Origin of the sequence: Xenorhabdus poinarii G6 (assembly GCF_000968175.1) — a bacterium.
GTDB classification, from domain to species: Bacteria; Pseudomonadota; Gammaproteobacteria; order Enterobacterales; family Enterobacteriaceae; genus Xenorhabdus; species Xenorhabdus poinarii.
On the sequence record NZ_FO704551.1, the window covers coordinates 2,211,624 to 2,227,758 of the forward strand.

The 16,135-nt window shown below is 33.4% G+C and carries 17 protein-coding genes and 1 pseudogene; 3 read left to right on the forward strand and 15 right to left on the reverse strand.

The genetic code is table 11. The annotated features are described in order from the left end of the window. Positions 1 to 96 precede the first annotated feature (96 nt). Together XPG1_RS18705 and sseA are read left to right on the forward strand one after the other, a co-directional pair. A complete protein-coding gene (locus XPG1_RS18705; protein WP_173425873.1) occupies positions 97 to 252 on the forward strand; it encodes a hypothetical protein in 156 nt (51 codons plus the stop codon). 39 nt (positions 253 to 291) lie between these two features. After that, entirely contained in the window at positions 292 to 1,131 is an 840-nt protein-coding gene (gene sseA, locus XPG1_RS10245) for a 3-mercaptopyruvate sulfurtransferase (RefSeq protein WP_045958994.1), read from the forward strand. Positions 1,132 to 1,271: 140 nt separating this feature from the next. Here sseA and XPG1_RS10250 read toward each other — a convergent pair whose 3' ends face one another. The 3 genes from XPG1_RS10250 to XPG1_RS18465 form a co-directional block, all read right to left on the reverse strand. After that, the gene (locus tag XPG1_RS10250) at positions 1,272 to 1,523 is read right to left on the reverse strand and encodes a GlsB/YeaQ/YmgE family stress response membrane protein (protein WP_045958995.1); all 252 of its coding nucleotides are present in this window, start codon (positions 1,521 to 1,523) and stop codon (positions 1,272 to 1,274) included. A gap of 241 nt (positions 1,524 to 1,764) precedes the next feature. Beyond that, complete coding sequence (locus XPG1_RS10255; protein WP_045958996.1) at positions 1,765 to 2,979, reverse strand: hypothetical protein; 1,215 nt, start codon at positions 2,977 to 2,979, stop codon at positions 1,765 to 1,767. A 102-nt stretch (positions 2,980 to 3,081) separates the two neighbouring features. Further along, positions 3,082 to 3,228 (reverse strand): hypothetical protein, encoded by a 147-nt coding sequence (locus XPG1_RS18465; RefSeq protein WP_157879476.1) that lies wholly within the window; start codon positions 3,226 to 3,228, stop codon positions 3,082 to 3,084. A gap of 138 nt (positions 3,229 to 3,366) precedes the next feature. Between XPG1_RS18465 and XPG1_RS18970 the strand changes: the two are divergent. Beyond that, positions 3,367 to 3,514 (forward strand): annotated as a pseudogene (locus XPG1_RS18970) (IS6 family transposase); the annotation flags it as partial. A gap of 19 nt (positions 3,515 to 3,533) precedes the next feature. Here the strand turns inward: XPG1_RS18970 and XPG1_RS10260 are convergent. From XPG1_RS10260 to XPG1_RS19075, 12 genes are all read right to left on the reverse strand, one after another. Beyond that, a complete protein-coding gene (locus XPG1_RS10260; RefSeq protein ID WP_231852995.1) occupies positions 3,534 to 5,501 on the reverse strand; it encodes a chorismate-binding protein in 1,968 nt (655 codons plus the stop codon). A gap of 5 nt (positions 5,502 to 5,506) precedes the next feature. After that, positions 5,507 to 6,148, reverse strand: coding sequence for an isochorismatase family protein (locus XPG1_RS10265; protein WP_045958998.1), 642 nt, complete (start codon positions 6,146 to 6,148; stop codon positions 5,507 to 5,509). Positions 6,149 to 6,167: 19 nt separating this feature from the next. After that, positions 6,168 to 6,953, reverse strand: a complete 786-nt coding sequence (locus XPG1_RS10270; RefSeq protein ID WP_045958999.1) for a 2,3-dihydro-2,3-dihydroxybenzoate dehydrogenase — start codon at positions 6,951 to 6,953, stop codon at positions 6,168 to 6,170. Positions 6,954 to 7,037: 84 nt separating this feature from the next. Further along, complete coding sequence (locus XPG1_RS10275; protein ID WP_045959000.1) at positions 7,038 to 7,223, reverse strand: hypothetical protein; 186 nt, start codon at positions 7,221 to 7,223, stop codon at positions 7,038 to 7,040. A gap of 172 nt (positions 7,224 to 7,395) precedes the next feature. Next, entirely contained in the window at positions 7,396 to 9,195 is a 1,800-nt protein-coding gene (locus XPG1_RS10280; protein ID WP_045959001.1) for an alpha/beta hydrolase, read from the reverse strand. Further along, positions 9,196 to 9,801, reverse strand: a complete 606-nt coding sequence (locus XPG1_RS10285) for an ATP-binding cassette domain-containing protein (protein WP_157879477.1) — start codon at positions 9,799 to 9,801, stop codon at positions 9,196 to 9,198. Positions 9,802 to 10,231: 430 nt separating this feature from the next. After that, the gene (locus tag XPG1_RS10290; protein WP_045959002.1) at positions 10,232 to 11,437 is read right to left on the reverse strand and encodes a DegT/DnrJ/EryC1/StrS family aminotransferase; all 1,206 of its coding nucleotides are present in this window, start codon (positions 11,435 to 11,437) and stop codon (positions 10,232 to 10,234) included. Between the two features lie 145 nt (positions 11,438 to 11,582). Next, complete coding sequence (locus XPG1_RS10295; RefSeq protein ID WP_052708294.1) at positions 11,583 to 12,446, reverse strand: MbnB/TglH/ChrH family RiPP precursor modification enzyme; 864 nt, start codon at positions 12,444 to 12,446, stop codon at positions 11,583 to 11,585. 8 nt (positions 12,447 to 12,454) lie between these two features. Next, the gene (locus XPG1_RS10300) at positions 12,455 to 13,342 is read right to left on the reverse strand and encodes a hypothetical protein (protein WP_045959003.1); all 888 of its coding nucleotides are present in this window, start codon (positions 13,340 to 13,342) and stop codon (positions 12,455 to 12,457) included. A gap of 2 nt (positions 13,343 to 13,344) precedes the next feature. Next, positions 13,345 to 14,139, reverse strand: coding sequence for a hypothetical protein (locus XPG1_RS10305; RefSeq protein WP_045959004.1), 795 nt, complete (start codon positions 14,137 to 14,139; stop codon positions 13,345 to 13,347). A gap of 116 nt (positions 14,140 to 14,255) precedes the next feature. Continuing rightward, a complete protein-coding gene (locus XPG1_RS10310) occupies positions 14,256 to 15,842 on the reverse strand; it encodes an AMP-binding protein (RefSeq protein WP_045959005.1) in 1,587 nt (528 codons plus the stop codon). A gap of 105 nt (positions 15,843 to 15,947) precedes the next feature. Continuing rightward, positions 15,948 to 16,073 (reverse strand): hypothetical protein, encoded by a 126-nt coding sequence (locus tag XPG1_RS19075; RefSeq protein ID WP_269450569.1) that lies wholly within the window; start codon positions 16,071 to 16,073, stop codon positions 15,948 to 15,950. Between the last annotated feature and the right edge of the window lie 62 nt (positions 16,074 to 16,135).

Here is a 16,135-nt window from a genome sequence, read left to right on the forward strand (position 1 = left end):
TAGCGGGCAGAAGCCGATATACTTTTGGCACTCTGTCTTTTTTCTTTTTATGGCTGATATAGCCCTTTATTCAGATTGCCTTAATGGGATACAAAAATGAAAAAAATCCTACTTATTATCATTATATTATTTTCTATTGGTTCAATCGGCGGCGTTTTTTTGGCGGGGATGAATATGTATACTCGGTCAACAACACCGATAGAAGAACCACAACAGACTCAACAGGAAAATACGCCGACAGGGCACCAATAAATACATGAGTTTTTATCGTAATACCCGATGAGGAAGTGCATGAAAAATGAATATTTTGTCAGTCCACAATGGTTAAATGAGCATCTCTACGATGAAAATGTTGTTATCGTTGATGCCAGTGCACCTATGCCTAGCCAATCCATTGATTATCATCAACGCTGGTTAACACAACACATTCCGGGTGCTCAGTTTTTTGATCTTGATAAAGTTGCCAATCTACAAACCAACCTGCCACACATGCTGCCGGAGCCGGAAACTTTCCGCCAGGCGGTGAGCAAAATGGGGATCAGCGAAAATCATCTGGTCGTGATTTATGATCAAGGAAATATGTTCTCCGCACCACGGGCATGGTGGACTTTCAAAATCTTCGGTGCCCGCCATATCCGTATTCTTGACGGTGGATTACAAGGCTGGCAACAGGCGGATTATCCCACCGAATCGGGAGCCGTCAGCCGTTCACCCGAAGTGTTCAATATCCAATTCATGCCTGAAAAAGTCGGTTCTCGGGCGCAAATCCTCGATATCCTCCATCACCATGAATCCGTGAAGTTTGTGGATGCCAGAGCCGAAGAGCGTTTTCAGGCGAAAGTGCCAGAACCCCGTCCAGGTTTGAGAATGGGGCATCTTCCCGGTGCCAAAAATGTTCCATGGACGGCATTAATTGAAAATGGCAGTTATAAATCAGCTGAAGAAATGACAGCCATATTTCACAAACAAGGTGTTGATTTAAGTCAACCCATTATGACCAGTTGTGGTTCGGGTATGACCGCCGCCGTTTTAGTCCTGGGGCTTGATATTCTTGGTCACAGAGAAACGCAATTATACGATGGCTCTTGGGCAGAATGGGGAGCCGATGACACATTACCTCTAGAAAAATAACACTTAAAAAAAGCGGTAATGCAAGGGACAGGACCTAAAAAAATAGGTTTAAAATGGGCAAAAGCACAGGGCATCAGAAAACGATGCCCTTTCTTATTATTCAAGACATCATTTCTGAATATGAAGAAAAACCATTAAAACTAATGGTTAGCCATTTTATGGTATACAAATAAGACAATTATCGCGCCAACAACGGCAATGGCAAAACTGCCTAAATTAAAGCCGTCTACTTTTCCCATGCCAAAGAATGTACTGATATATCCACCGAAAACCGCACCCACAATACCAAGAATCACCGTCATAATGATGCCGCTGCTGTTATCTCCCGGCATAATCCACTTAGCCAGAATCCCGGCAATTAAGCCAAAAATAATCCATGACAGGATACCCATATGTGACCTCCAAATCTGATTAGATTATTTGCTTACCAGTCTAACTTTAAGACATTCTTGATCAGAATGGCAAATCGACAAGGAAAAGTCGTCATTAATGATGAAAACATCTGGCTCATCGCCCAAATATTCAATCACAGGATATCGCGGGCCATATCGACATCCCGATCGGTGCGATCCAGTAAATATTGAATACCATCAGGCGAAGTTTTGATGAGCCATTCAGCCGGTTACCATTTTATTAATTTAAATTATGTATTAAGCAACTTCCTTCCCATAAAGTAAATACTGATATATTGAATAATATAAATTTAGCAATAAATCCGTACTTGTTTTTTTGTAAAAAACAGATAATTCTAAATAGGAACAGTGTTGCTGGAAAAATAAAAATCGCTATAAACGTTAGCTTATTGTAACATAAAGTAATAATAAGAGGAACAGTTAGAGCAATCATTGTTATTGACAAAACGTTTAAAATTATAGATAAAATATTTTTTTCTGATATACAAAAAGACTTTAATAATCCAAGCATCGGCATATGCAAAGAAATCATTGTATATAAAAGTTCTGATGTTTGAAATATAAGAATTACATGAAAAAACGCGACAAGCAAAATCACAACGGAGAAATTCAGTTCCATAGGATTTAATAGTAAAAGTATTAAAACTGAAACAATCAAAACAACAAATAAATTTATTCTTTGACTTATATATTTAAGACCAAAAAGATAGTACAATGATATCATTCCAATATTTAATTTAAATCCTTTATTTGGATTGATTATTTTTCGAAATTTTATTTTTTTGGAAAAAACAAATGGTGAGTTTCTTATCTTATAGATAAATATAGAAGCCATCATGAATAAAAATATTTTTATAGTAATCAAGGATGTAACAGACATAACTAAAGGAATAAATAATGATAATAAAAAAACAATGAAACACGAATATGGGGAATAGAGGCAAAGCAATTGAAAAAACAAAAAATACATCATTAATAATAAAATCAATATTGTTTGCTTTAAAAAAACAACATTATCTACACCACCTTCATGACCAAATAACATTGCAGAAAAAAATGGTAAAAAAATAGGTATATCAATAATGAATAGTACAGATAAATTCAATGAATTTACAATATTATTACTAATGGGTAGCGTCTCTAAAAATTTCTGATAACTCCCACCACTAATACCTTCTGCCTGGATGCTACAAATAATAATGAATAAAATTGATAATGAACACCATATAAATAGCACATGGTAAATATTCCGGTCATTAGTTAATGTTAAAATAGGTGTAGCTAACAGGCGCATCTGTGATAAAAATGGCATTGCCATAGGAGAAATAATTAGAAGAAAAAATAGCGTGATACCCATCCTTTTTTTAAGTAGTTCAGATGTGACATTAGAATAGTACCGGAGACGAAAAAGTAAAAGTGTAATATAAATTCTCATTTATTTATCCTATATTAGTATAATCTCCGAAAGAGACTGACAAAATAATGACCGAGCAACAGTCTTAAACGATATTTTTATAAAGCAATGTGATCATACGATTCATCCCATTACTCGTTTTCTGACCATCACATTCGAGATAGTCAGCAGATTACACATACAGACAACCAGAACCACATTTTTTGAGTTTCCCATATACAACGCGGTACGCATTCCGACCCAATCCACCAAAAATGGTTGACTTTGCATAATCCTTGAGTCACGGTTAATAGGGCTGCATCAACAATATGTTTCTATGGGGAATGCCTTACTGAACCAATTCCAGCTTAAATTCAGCAGAATATTGACATCAAGGACTGTTATCACAACTGTGCTGTAAGCCCAGTCGGTGACACCGTTTATTTTCTGTTGACAGCTCATAGGAATAAGGAGGCCACATTACGTTTCTTTAATCCAAAACGGACAACACAAAGTGAAGGTCTTTAATAAAAGTGGTACGAACAAAGCCGCGCTGGACAAATTACATCAGAGAAAATTGGAAGGTGATCCTCAATCTAAACCACGTCAATTTTTTCTGATGTTGACGTTTTTCTTAATGCATTTTGTATGAGCCACTGGTAAATAGTAAAAGCATCTTGTGTTAAAAATGACTCATTATGAAATTGAATTGAGGCCACATTACTTGACGATAATGCAATAATTTCATTGGAAACAAGCCGTTCAAAATGGATAGTTTTGTTATACGTTGTACTATGCCAGTAAGACTTATGATGAATGGCAGAAAAACTATTATAGAAACCGACACAATGATTTTTTCCCTGAATCGATACCTGATATTGACTGCCCTGACGATTTCTGGGTAAACGTATAATTGGGATGCCAAGCTCAGCGCAAATAAGTTGATGCCCCAGACAGGTTCCAATTAGCGGATATTGGAAACGCAATTGTTGCGCAATGACTTGTCGGGCAACCAGGACTTTTTCGAGTTTCGGGTTGGTAGGATCACCCGGTCCCGGACCGATGAACACGATGCTATTACTGGTCTGTGGCAATTTGCACGGACAATCATACCAAGGGACAATAGTGACAGTGCAGCCTGCTTTTCTTAACTGATAGGTGATCATTTCGGTGAAAGTATCTTCCATATCAATCAGGAAGATCTCATTGTGAGGCAGGATTATCCGATTTTGTTCCATCTTTCCCAGCCAGAATATGGATGCTTTTTCATTGCGTTGTGCCAGAAGTTGGTTTGCTCTTCTATACAACTCTACAGATATTTCCGTTTTTGGCGAGCCTGCAGATATTGTCGCAACATCAAAGAAAGAATGCATCAGTCCCTGTAACTTAGCGCGTGTTTCGTAGGCTTCATTATGTGGTACGGAGTTCCTGACGATAGTCGAACCTGCCGTTAAGCGGAAATGCCCCTGTGAGCTGATATCAGCTGTGCGGATCATGATAGCGGAATCCAGATAACGTTTTTCGCTGTTGTTACCGATAATAGCAATAACACCGCTATAGTAGCCACGACCTCGCTGTTCATGGCGTGCAATGACTTTACAGGCATTTTCGATTGGACTGCCCGTGACTGCTGGAGAAAACAACGATTGCCGGATAATTTCCTTCAGACCCCGGTCAGACTCACCATTAATATAGTATTCTGTATGGGCAATATACGACATCGTCTTGAGTTTCGGACCGGATACTTTGATATCACGTTGACAAATATTGCTCATCATTTTGAGCTCTTCATCAACTACCATGAATAACTCATCGCATTCTTTTTTATCCTGTAAAAAATCATACAGTGCTCGTTCTAAATGCTGAGCATCAGGATATCTTAATGTACCGCTAATGGGATTCATCGAAACAGACTGCTGACTTACCTTAATATGTTGTTCGGGTGTACTGCCAATAAAATAACGACTACCTGTATAGCACATCCATGTCCAGTAAGCTCCACACTCAGAATACATCAATCGTTTAAATAAATTTAGCGCGTATTTGATACTAAAACCATCAATATCACCTTCTAGACTGCGTGAAATGACAAAATTACTGCCTTCTCCCGCGTTTATTTCCTGACGGATTACAGTGTCAACAATCTCACTGTACTCTTGATCATCGAAATCGAAACGAAGATTCTTCGGTTTAATATCGTAATTGGCGATAACTGCCATAAATTGGTTGACAGGGTAATATGCCAGCTTATCGATATACATTACGATCACCTGTTCGTGATCATCAATGCAAGCATAGCCCTTTTCCTTTAATTGATTAAAAGGTAACAAAACCAACTGCGACATCTGATGGGTGTTAGAGTCAGAAGTAAAGGTATCTAGTGTCAAATCGGCAAGGGAAGAGTATCGCTCAATATTCCCTTCAAGGAATAACACTGAGTCAGCCGTATCGACTTGTGGACGATATATACAGGCAAAAGGGCGATTGAGATTGTCAATATGAGCCGAAAGTTCATCGGTACTGTAGGTGGCAAGTACCGCTGCATTGGTAGATAATATCATCATTTCCTCTAATGCATAGAATTATCCAAAGCGTTGATGAGCTGTTTTGTGTGTAGTACCAAGGAACAAGTCTCTGCTGCCAGCTCCAGCGCCAGACGATGTTTTTCTGCGGAAAAATCGGCAACAGCGTCGGCAACGAAAAAAGTTTCGATATCATTGGAATAAGCTTCCTGTGCTGTGCATAGGCAGCCTATATGGGCATAAACTCCGCATATAATGAGCTGATCGCGTTTAAAACCACGCAGCTTGGACAACAATGGAGAGTTGAAAAACGCGCTATAACGCCACTTGGTTAATATATGTTCCCCTTCTTTTGGGGTCAGTTGTGGGATGATCTGTTTATGTTCATGGCTGGCGCTCATACCTGATCCCCATATACTTTGCAGCAATCCTCGTTGCAAGGGGGTCATATCACCTGGTTGGGCAGAATAAAACACAGGAATTCGCAGATATCGGGCGATATTCAACAAGTGGCATGTATTATCAATAAGATGTACTACAGGTGACGCATCGGCCGTAAAGAAATTGAGGAAATAGTGCTGCATATCATGGATGAGTAACGCTGTACGGGTGCAAACAGGCTGCCAGTTTACAACTGATGCTGGCAATTGATATTCCGTAGGTAATTTATAGGGTGGTATCTTTTCCATTCTGTTTTCCCCTTCAAGATTAACAATTACCGAGGGCGGCTCCGCCATCGACCAGTAACGTTGAGAGAGTTGTTTGTCCCGACTCTTCACACAGGTAGAAACAAACTGCTGAGGCAATCTCTTTCGCTGTTGCGATTTTATTGAGCGGAATACCGATACGGAATTGCAGTGGGTTACCATTGAGGGTATTTTGCTGGTCACGCTCATTGTTCCACATACCGCGTAGCATGGAGGTATCAGTGGAACCAGGCGCAACAACGTTGCAACGGACACCATATGGTGCAACTTCTAGCCCCAGCGCATAGGTAAATGCCTGCGCCGCCGCTTTTGATGCGCAATACGCTGCCATAGTAGCCCGCGGTACGCGCGCTGCATTAGAGGCAATGGTAACAATGCTACCCTTCCTCTGTTTTGTCATCAAATTAGCCGCATGGCGGCTGACATTGAATACTCCGGTTGTATTGACTGCGAAGGTTTTTTCCCAATCCTTGGAGCTAGTCTCAGCAACAGTAGAGTAACAAAGTACGCCTGCAGCATTGACCAGATAGCCCACCGGCCCTAACTGCCGCGTCAGTACGGCAAAAACTTCTGCAACACAGCGATCGTCAGTTACATCAACGGTAAAACCCATGATGGGTTGTGTATGCACGTTATTTAGCTCGGCAACTAGGGATTTCAGCGTTTGTAGTTTGTTATCCAATAACGCTAATGAAATCCCCTCTTTCGCCAGTAACCGGGCTACTTCTTCACCAATACCCCCGCAAGCGCCAGTAATGACGGCAATGTAACATTTATTAAAGGTCATTTTTCTGTAATCCTTTCAGTAGTGTAATTAAGATTTGAGTCTGCGCCATGTTTAAGCTTAAATCGCAGGTTATTTGTTTGATTTCTAATGCCTTAGGTTGATAATGGGAACAAAAGTAATTGACAACTGAGTATAGAGTAACCTCAAGATGGAGTCCGGCAACGCAGACATTACACTTGCTACCTGTAGAAAATCAGCAATCTCCATCATCATGTCGTTGAGGTTATGGTGTTTATTTCCGGCTGGCGTTTGGTTCGTGTTACCGTACATAGGATCTCATATTCATATAACCAGTGTTACAGTAACTTCCATTAAGTCAATCAGCACACCAACCCATGAATATGTTGGAATCCGAAACACACAATAAATGTCAAATGTCCCGGAATGCACGGGCGGTAATTGTCAATATAGTTGGTACTATTGATCATTTAAGCCACCTATTTCATTTATTAATGTAATCCAAGTGCATAATAAATTTATCTATCTCGATATTACATCGCTCCCAGCTATAACTTTGTTTAAATATGTGATTATCATTCTCTAATGTATATAATTTACGTTTAACACTTGCATCTGTGAAATATTTTGAATGCTCCCAAGGAGTCACCTCATCTTCTTTTGAATGAATTATCAATATATCGGTGTCTATCTTTGAAAATAACTCACTTATTATATTTTCATTATTTATTAAAGAATGTTTTAAAACATTAAAATCATAAACCGGGTTAATAATAATAGCTGGAATTGATGAGTTAGTATTATGCAAAAAATTTAATATAGATAAACCGCCTAGACTACCAGAGCAAAGTACAACTTTATTGAAGCCAATTTCATTTAACTCCGTAATTACACTACTCAGATAATCATCTTCATTAATTTCTTTATTAAGTTCAAAACTATTTACAGAACTAAAAGAACTAGGAAGATTGAGTATCATACCTTGATAATTTTTTGATTTATTTTTGGTAAAGAGACGACAAATACATTCTTGAAACATATTTGGCTGCATGCCACTCATTGCTAACTTATGGACGCCCGGATAATAAACAATAATAATATTTTCTTTTTTATAATTTAGATCAAAAATATCTTTTTTTACAGATGACCAATTGAGTCTAGGAATAGAAGGATATTCTGTTTTATTTTGATATAATACTTGTACACTCTTACTAATACGACTGTACTTCAATATTGATAGTTTATTTTTTAATAATCCATAAAAAATACAATCACCGTTTTTTAGAACGGATAATTTATATCCTACATCTTCAAAAATCACTCTTGTGATGAATTTATTACCATAGTTTGTTACTTCAAAAATTTTTCTGATTGATTTATTTGAGACATGTTCTATTGCAATATAATATATTGAAGAGTGACAATTCGATGAAACAAAGTTAATAACTACATGCTGTGGTAAAGATACAGGAGTTATACGCTCACTTATAGAGTTATAATGGCATAAATAGACATTATTACTTCTCTCACAGACAAATAAAACATCGTTATTTTTCCATCTTGATAAATTAATATCTTTTATACTTAAATGAGAGACTGCTTCAATACTTATATTTTTAATTGAATCAAAGTTACATTTATTTATAACAATAAGATAGTTATTAATTTCACCAATGAGATCTTTTGGTTGTACATATACATATATATATAATTCAGTAGGAACTATGCTAAACTTGGTTCTAGAATTAAAATTCATATTACCTATTCTATATCTGAAAATCTCTTTCCCATCATTTACTATCAAAGTGAAATCATTTTCATCATCACCAGATAATAAATAGACCTTTTTATCTTTTAAGATAAATGACTTAACATTTTTTTGAAAAACATAATATTCACCAAAAGAATTTGATAGGGTCTTAAACAACGTTTCTCCAGATAATAACCATAATGTATTATTGTAATCAAATTGCATTGATTTTATGTTTTTTAAATTAATTGAACCACATATTTTATTATTTTCGAGAGAAAAAATCTTAACATCATCAGTTGTACTTAAGGCGTAATTTTCTTCCGAAAATGAAATTATGTTTTGATAAAAATTTTCTTCTAAATGCAAAGAAACAAGTTCCTCTTCAAAAAGTTTATACCAATAATGATATACATTATTACCATCACTAGCAATCCAAGATACAATCACATCTTCTTTATTATCATTTTGCAATGAGGTAATAAATGGTGTTTCAAAAATATTTTGTTTTCCAACAAATGAAAAGTAATTCACTTAATCACCCTTAAATATATTGATGTTAATAACATAAGGTTTTAGATATTTTCTAACTTCAAAATTATGACATGTCATTATAACCAATCCAGATAGACTAAAATTTTTTATATTTTCGATAAAATACAAAAGTGAATCATTATCAAGGCCATTAGTTGGCTCATCAAAAATAAGTATTTTTACATTTGCTATCATTGCAGAAATTAACATGAATTTTTTTGCAGTCCCAAGAGACATATCACGAAAATGAGTATACATATAATTATGCAAATTAAAACCGTCGACTAAATCAAATTGTTTTTCTATTTCTACCTTTCTTATAGAACAAATAAGATCTAAAAATTCTTTTCCAGTAATGAATTCATATATACAGGGACTATCAGGAGCATAAGCTATAAAATTTTTTCTCCAACAACACCCTCCATTTATAAACACATCTCCATAATCAGGTTGAATAGCACCAGCTATAATTCCTAACAATGTCGATTTACCTGAACCATTTTCTCCTTCCAGAAAATAGATACCATTATTAGGAAAAGTAAAGCAAGCATCCTTAATTATAAACCTTCCTGAATATTTTTTACATATATTGGATAATTTAATCACTATGACACCTATTTTCATTTAAAGTAAATATTAATCTTGTTACTTCTGGAGATTATAATTCTAAAAAGAGAGAGAGGTTACCCTTTAACCCGTTCTCCAAACGAAGAATTCGGATAAAGACATGCTGGGTGATTCCTTTAAGTTCGAATTTTTCGCAATCAATGTTTCCATATTTACTTCACTTATTTATAAAATTATCTTTTATATCTCATTAAACAATGATTAATATTGATGCTTTATATTTAAAACCAACCACATTATAAGTTAAGCGCTCTTGCATTCAAATAACAGATTAACTTGTATAATCGTAACACTTATTGTTATTTATTTTCCGTTTAACAAAGCTACCGCCATTGAGTTATTTATTATGGGAACAACTCATTTATTTTATTGTACTTTTCATTGATGAATCACATTATTATTCATATAGCTAAATAACAGAATATTTCATTAATTTTTTAATATTGAAATCACTTTTTATCGATCTGTAAATATCTAGTGTACCATCATAATTCCCTAATAAAGCTCGGTGATGTATCCAAACTCCCCTATTTGCAATATATTCAGCAATTGGACACGAGTCTACAAATTTTTGCTTATTTCGTGTTGCGCAAGGATATAACCAATAATTATCAACATAGTAAATTGCTTTATAAGCACGGAATGCTGGAATTCCCTCAGCGAATAGACAAGCTACAAAATAACTACGATCAATATAGGCAATCCTTTGATTAAGTGTAAACATATAGTGTGGATGAGATGTTACGATTTTAGTATTGTATTCTTGAAGAGTCACTTCTGGTAATGTTTTTAACATTTCCTTTAAATTTGCTGCGTTACGCTCTCGAATTTTAGTTTGTTCTTTGAGTCTGTTTAGTTGAATACGCAAAACTGCCGCAGAAAATTCACTTAGTCTTGCATTGGTTGCGATTATAGTATGTTGATATTCTTTGTCTTTTGCATGGCGTCCACAATTACTATAAAGAAAAACAAGATCACGTAATTCTTTAGTAGGACATAAAACGATACCGCCTTCTCCTGCTGTCATTAAATTAAGATTATAGAAACTAAAGCATGCCAATGTTCCCCAATCACCTATCTTTTTCCCTTCTTCTCCACAGGCTCCATGTGCATGAGCGGTATCTTGAATAATAATAGTATCATGTTTATTAACTATTTTTATTATATTGTTCATATCACATAAATGACCAGCCATATGAACCGGTATGATTGCTTTTGTTCGAGGAGTTATATTTTTTTCAATTAGATTATGATCAATACAATAAGTACTTTTTAAAACATTTATAGATATTGGTATTGCACCAACTCGTTGAACTGCCATGCTAGTCGAAATAAATGTAAAAGCTGGAACTATAACCTCATCTTCAGGTTTTACACCAGCAGCTAATAATGCTAATTCTAATGCTACCGTCCCACTATTGACAGTAATGGCATAACCATTATGGTATTGACTAAATTCTTGTTCAAAAAAATTATTTTCTTTTCCTTGATTTCTCCACCAATATCCTTGATGTAAACTCCTCAATAATGCTTGATCTTCACTCTCATTAAAACAAGGCCATTTAGGAAAGTTCGTGAGACGAATCGCTTTACCACCATTGATTGCCAATTTCATGTTGATCACCAATTTAATTTCAATAGTTTATTAATTTGTTTAAGTCATTATTTTTTTGAGATTGAAATAAAAAATCATATTTTATATTTCCAATTAATTTAGATTATATTAAATTCATTCAGTATATAGGTTTTTTATTAAAAAATTATTCTAGTTTAGATCCAAACTTACGAGGACAGGTGAGACGACAATATGCAGGAGAATTAAACAGTATTTCTCTAGCACGGTGTAAACTCTCTAAAATATCATTAATATCGAAATTAGAATCCCTTTCTAAAACAATACCATGAGGTACAATTCTAGAACATATATACTCAAGTAATTCCCATACTGGTTTTTCTATTTTATGACCATGACTATCTATTAATAATTCATCATGAGTATATCCTCCGGCTATGTGAACTTCTACGATTGAATTTAAATCTATTTTTTCTAAAAAGTCATAAGGATCATAACCATGATTTCTAGAATTAATATAAAGATTATTTACATCAATCAGTAACCCACATCCACTACCCTTAATAATATCACATATAAATTCACATTCACTATATTCATTATCAGGAAAGTCAAAATAATATGAAATATTCTCTATTAAAAATGGTATATTACTATATGAACAGATTTCTTTTATTTTTGATATCACTCTTTTTTTATTATATAAGTTTCTTCTAATAGGCATCAATTGATCTATATCAAATGCATTTATCTTTGTATATGCCAAATGATCACTGAACCATAATGGGGATAACTTATTTATGACATTGACTGTTGATTTTAAATAATTTAAATCAATACCTTCATCAGCACCTATCGATAATTTTAATCCATGCAGTACACAATATTTTTTAGTTAAAATTTTTTGCAAAGATAAAGGTATATCTTTAGATAAAAAAAACAGGTCAGTGATAATTTCTACAAAATCAAAACAATCAATATTTTTTAACAAATCATCACCTATTTCGGGACGGTAATTAATTCCAACACCATATGGGAGATTATCTAACATATTAACTCCTATTTATATTTTTTTAATTTACTCTTGGAAAACCATCTAATCACGCCTAGTGATTCTAATTTAATAAATATTGAGTCCACTTTTAAAAAATCGTTATCAGACAACTCTGATGAAAATATTTTATCACAAATTTTTTTATACGTTGATAGAGAATAGGATTCTTTGATTAATTTCATTAATAACGTACTTACCTTTATAGTTCTAACTTTCTTGTCATGCCAAGATATATAAGTTAATATATTGGTTTTTTTATTTTCAAAAAAATCTTTATCTGATAATTCTATTTCTATATTATCATTTTTTTTTCTTAGTTTTTTTATCATTGTAACTATATCAAAATCATAAGTGTTATAAACTGGCTTTACCATTACCACAGGATAATTATCATCTCTTTTATAACCTGAAATTGATAATGAATTATAATTCATTTTCCTTGCGTTATTTAACACCTCAAGGATACTAATTTCATAACGAATAATTTGATATATAAAAAAACCATTGACATAAGAAAGAAACGAACCTTTATTTATTATATATTTCATAAAATCTAGTGCGCATAAATCAGCATCATTCCACCTAAGGTTAGGTAAAGTACTACGAAAATCATTCCATTCTACATGTAATATATTTTCACTAATAATTTTTATAGATAAAGAAAAGAACAAAAGCACATGTTTATATAATCTTTTATCTAAAATCTCACTTAATATTCTAATTCTTTTTCTTTGACTTAAAACCACACCGTTAATAATTTCTTTAATTTCCTCAGGTATATTTAAATTAGGATCATCAAATTCTTTGGTGTGCATATAATAATCCAATGAATGTGTATTGGTAACCAAGTAACCAATCAAATATTGAATTATTGATTCGTTTTCTTTTTTCACATTTACCTCCCATACAATTTAGCATTACTTTCCCTAATTCTAATTAAAACATCACCAGAAAGAACAGCTTCCAATTGAGATGAATATCTTTTAGATTTACTTATATCAAGACGAATCATTTTTTTATATGCTTGTAATTTAATTGATGGGGTTCCTAGGGAAAATATTTTCTCCAATATATTAAATTGAAAATTTTGATTTAACTTATCAGTAAGAAGTAAACATGAAGTTAAATTTCTCAGTACTACAATAGAATAATCAATATTATCACGGGGATCGTTTTCCCCTAACCATATAGTATCACCATTTTTATCTTTTCTCAGATCTGAATCACAAAAAACATGTAAAGTGATACTATATTCGGACAAATCTGGATTACCTAATGCATGGATGCATGGCGGTATTAAATAACCTGTTTTCCCTTCAATCGCAATTATTTCATTAATAACGGATATTCCTTCATTTATTTTTTCATAAATTTTTATTTTTATTTTATTGTGCATAACCCCACTTACGCTCCATGTATTATGCTGATGAGGTTGGTTTTCACTCTTAGGATTCCATAAAAATATACTCATTCTCCATTTATTATTGTAATCAACATAAAGTGGCTTAATTTCGTTAATTCTTAAGGTGTTTTTAATATTTTCAATGAGTTCATTGATACAATCATTCAAAAAAATTTCGTCTGTAATTGCTACAGACATAATGTTTCTAATATTATATATCATATCAGGCATACTTTGTGTTGATGTAATTTCGTGGTTTATTTTTTTTGCAAAATCAATAACATTCATAACTCCCCCATAAAGTGTGAGTTCATAACGAAAGGTTATACGACTGAATCTTGTTAATTAGATTTTATGAAGTTTATTTCTTATTTTTAAAATACCGACTAACCATTAAATATTATTTAACAATCATAAGAAAATTCAGTTAGAGTTTTACTTCCTAAAATATTACGTTGTAATTTCCCTGAGCTGTTCCTCGGTAGAATCTCCATAAATTCAATTTTCTCTAAATGTTTATATGTAAAATCAATCCATCTATTCTTTACTGAATTTAAAATTCTTTCCTCTAATGAGAGAGATATTATAACCCCTTCTTTACATACAACACATGCTTTTAATATGATTACATTATTTTCATTTGTTTCTCCAATGACTGCACACTCTAACACTTCATCATTTTTTAATATCTCATTTTCTATTTCATAAGGAGATACCCATTCGCCACAACCTTTTTTAATCATATCATCTGAACGACCGAAATATGTAACATAATCATTAGAAATACTAAACATGTCATTACTAATATGCCAACCATTATTAAAAGATTGCTCGCTTCTTTTTGCATCGTTTAAATATTCACAAGCAACACTTGGACCACGAATGCAAAGTCGACCAACTTTTCCTTCACTAACTTCATTTCCTTTATTATCAATAATTTTAATTTTGAAACCATTTAAGCATTTACCTACTGTCTGTGGTCTTATATTATCTAGGGTATTAGATATAAAAATATGCCCCACTTCTGTAGAACCAAAACCATCTAAAAGTGGGGTTCCTATCTCATTATTCCATTTTTCTAATAGAATAGATGATAAAACCTCTCCGGCAGAAGTAGATATACGCAGAGATTTTAATTCACCCACATTCTTATTATTAAGTAATTCAGAGATCATTCTTGGTGTTCCAAGAAATATTGTTGGTTTTAAATCCTTGCTTAGCTTTATGATTTTTTCATGAGTTGTTTTTTCTCTAAAAATAATGCATGACGCACCATATATGAAGCTAAATAATAATGATCCGCCTAACGCATAACCAAAAGTTAGTTTAGGGACGGCTAGAACTCTATCTGCTGAATTCATATATAAAACATTTTCAGAAAAAGCATAAGCACAGTGCAAAATATCTCGGTGACGCCTAGGTATTACTTTATTTTTTCCTGTTGTTCCAGAACTAAGTAAAGCATAGGCATAACTATCAGTACTTGTATAGCTGATCAATAAATCACTTGATTGGTTTTCTATTGCTATTTCTAAATCAGATGGATTTAAATGAAAATCTCCGATAAAAATAGTTTCAATGTTATTGGTTATCCCAGAAAGTAATGCTCTTTTTTTCTCTATTTCATGATCAATAACTAATATATCAGCATTTAGTTCTTTTATTATGTCATTTATTTCTACCGATTCACTAAGAGGATTACTTAAGATAGCCATAGCACCGCATGCTATAACTGCAAAAAAACTTATTACAAATGCTGGGGTATCAGGAATGGCTAATATAACTCTAGTTTGATTTTTCACACCTATTGACTTAAAATAGTTTGACGTTTTTGAGATTTTTTCTGATAGCTCTTGGTAAGTAAAATCTTTCCCATCATATGATATAGCTACATTTTCACCTCTACCTTCTCTGATATGGCGAAAAATAAGAAAATCAGTTAAGTTTAAAGAATCATTTTTTAATAAGTCTTCTAAATATAGATTTTTCATAAAAATTAACAACTCCCATAATCATTAAATATAATAACTCATCAATTAACTTAATTTTATTGAAAAAGCAGAGGGTAACATAATTATCACCCTCTATTAATTATCTTAAGAGCAACTTAAACAGGCCAAACCAGCTTCCTCAATTTGTTCTAGAATCTCAACTAATTCTATGGATTCAATATCTCTAATAGCTTGATTTTGCACATCTTGAACATCAGCTTTTCCGTTCATATATACCTCATAAAGTCGAATTCTTCACCATTAGCTGATTAGTTAAAAATTACATAGATGAA

Bases quoted from the DNA above. Each gene is read 5' to 3' on its own strand.
- XPG1_RS10290 (WP_045959002.1), bottom strand. From the start codon at position 11,437: ATGAAATTGGCAATCAATGGTGGTAAAGCGATTCGTCTCACGAACTTT.
- XPG1_RS10310 (WP_045959005.1), bottom strand. From the start codon at position 15,842: ATGAAAAATCTATATTTAGAAGACTTATTAAAAAATGATTCTTTAAAC.
- XPG1_RS18705 (WP_173425873.1), top strand. From the start codon at position 97: ATGAAAAAAATCCTACTTATTATCATTATATTATTTTCTATTGGTTCA.
- XPG1_RS10275 (WP_045959000.1), bottom strand. From the start codon at position 7,223: ATGTACGGTAACACGAACCAAACGCCAGCCGGAAATAAACACCATAAC.
- XPG1_RS10270 (WP_045958999.1), bottom strand. From the start codon at position 6,953: ATGACCTTTAATAAATGTTACATTGCCGTCATTACTGGCGCTTGCGGG.
- XPG1_RS10250 (WP_045958995.1), bottom strand. From the start codon at position 1,523: ATGGGTATCCTGTCATGGATTATTTTTGGCTTAATTGCCGGGATTCTG.
- sseA (WP_045958994.1), top strand. From the start codon at position 292: ATGAAAAATGAATATTTTGTCAGTCCACAATGGTTAAATGAGCATCTC.
- XPG1_RS10265 (WP_045958998.1), bottom strand. From the start codon at position 6,148: ATGGAAAAGATACCACCCTATAAATTACCTACGGAATATCAATTGCCA.
- XPG1_RS10255 (WP_045958996.1), bottom strand. From the start codon at position 2,979: ATGAGAATTTATATTACACTTTTACTTTTTCGTCTCCGGTACTATTCT.
- XPG1_RS19075 (WP_269450569.1), bottom strand. From the start codon at position 16,073: ATGAACGGAAAAGCTGATGTTCAAGATGTGCAAAATCAAGCTATTAGA.
- XPG1_RS10295 (WP_052708294.1), bottom strand. From the start codon at position 12,446: ATGTTAGATAATCTCCCATATGGTGTTGGAATTAATTACCGTCCCGAA.
- XPG1_RS10260 (WP_231852995.1), bottom strand. From the start codon at position 5,501: ATGATGATATTATCTACCAATGCAGCGGTACTTGCCACCTACAGTACC.
- XPG1_RS10305 (WP_045959004.1), bottom strand. From the start codon at position 14,139: ATGAATGTTATTGATTTTGCAAAAAAAATAAACCACGAAATTACATCA.
- XPG1_RS18465 (WP_157879476.1), bottom strand. From the start codon at position 3,228: ATGCAAAGTCAACCATTTTTGGTGGATTGGGTCGGAATGCGTACCGCG.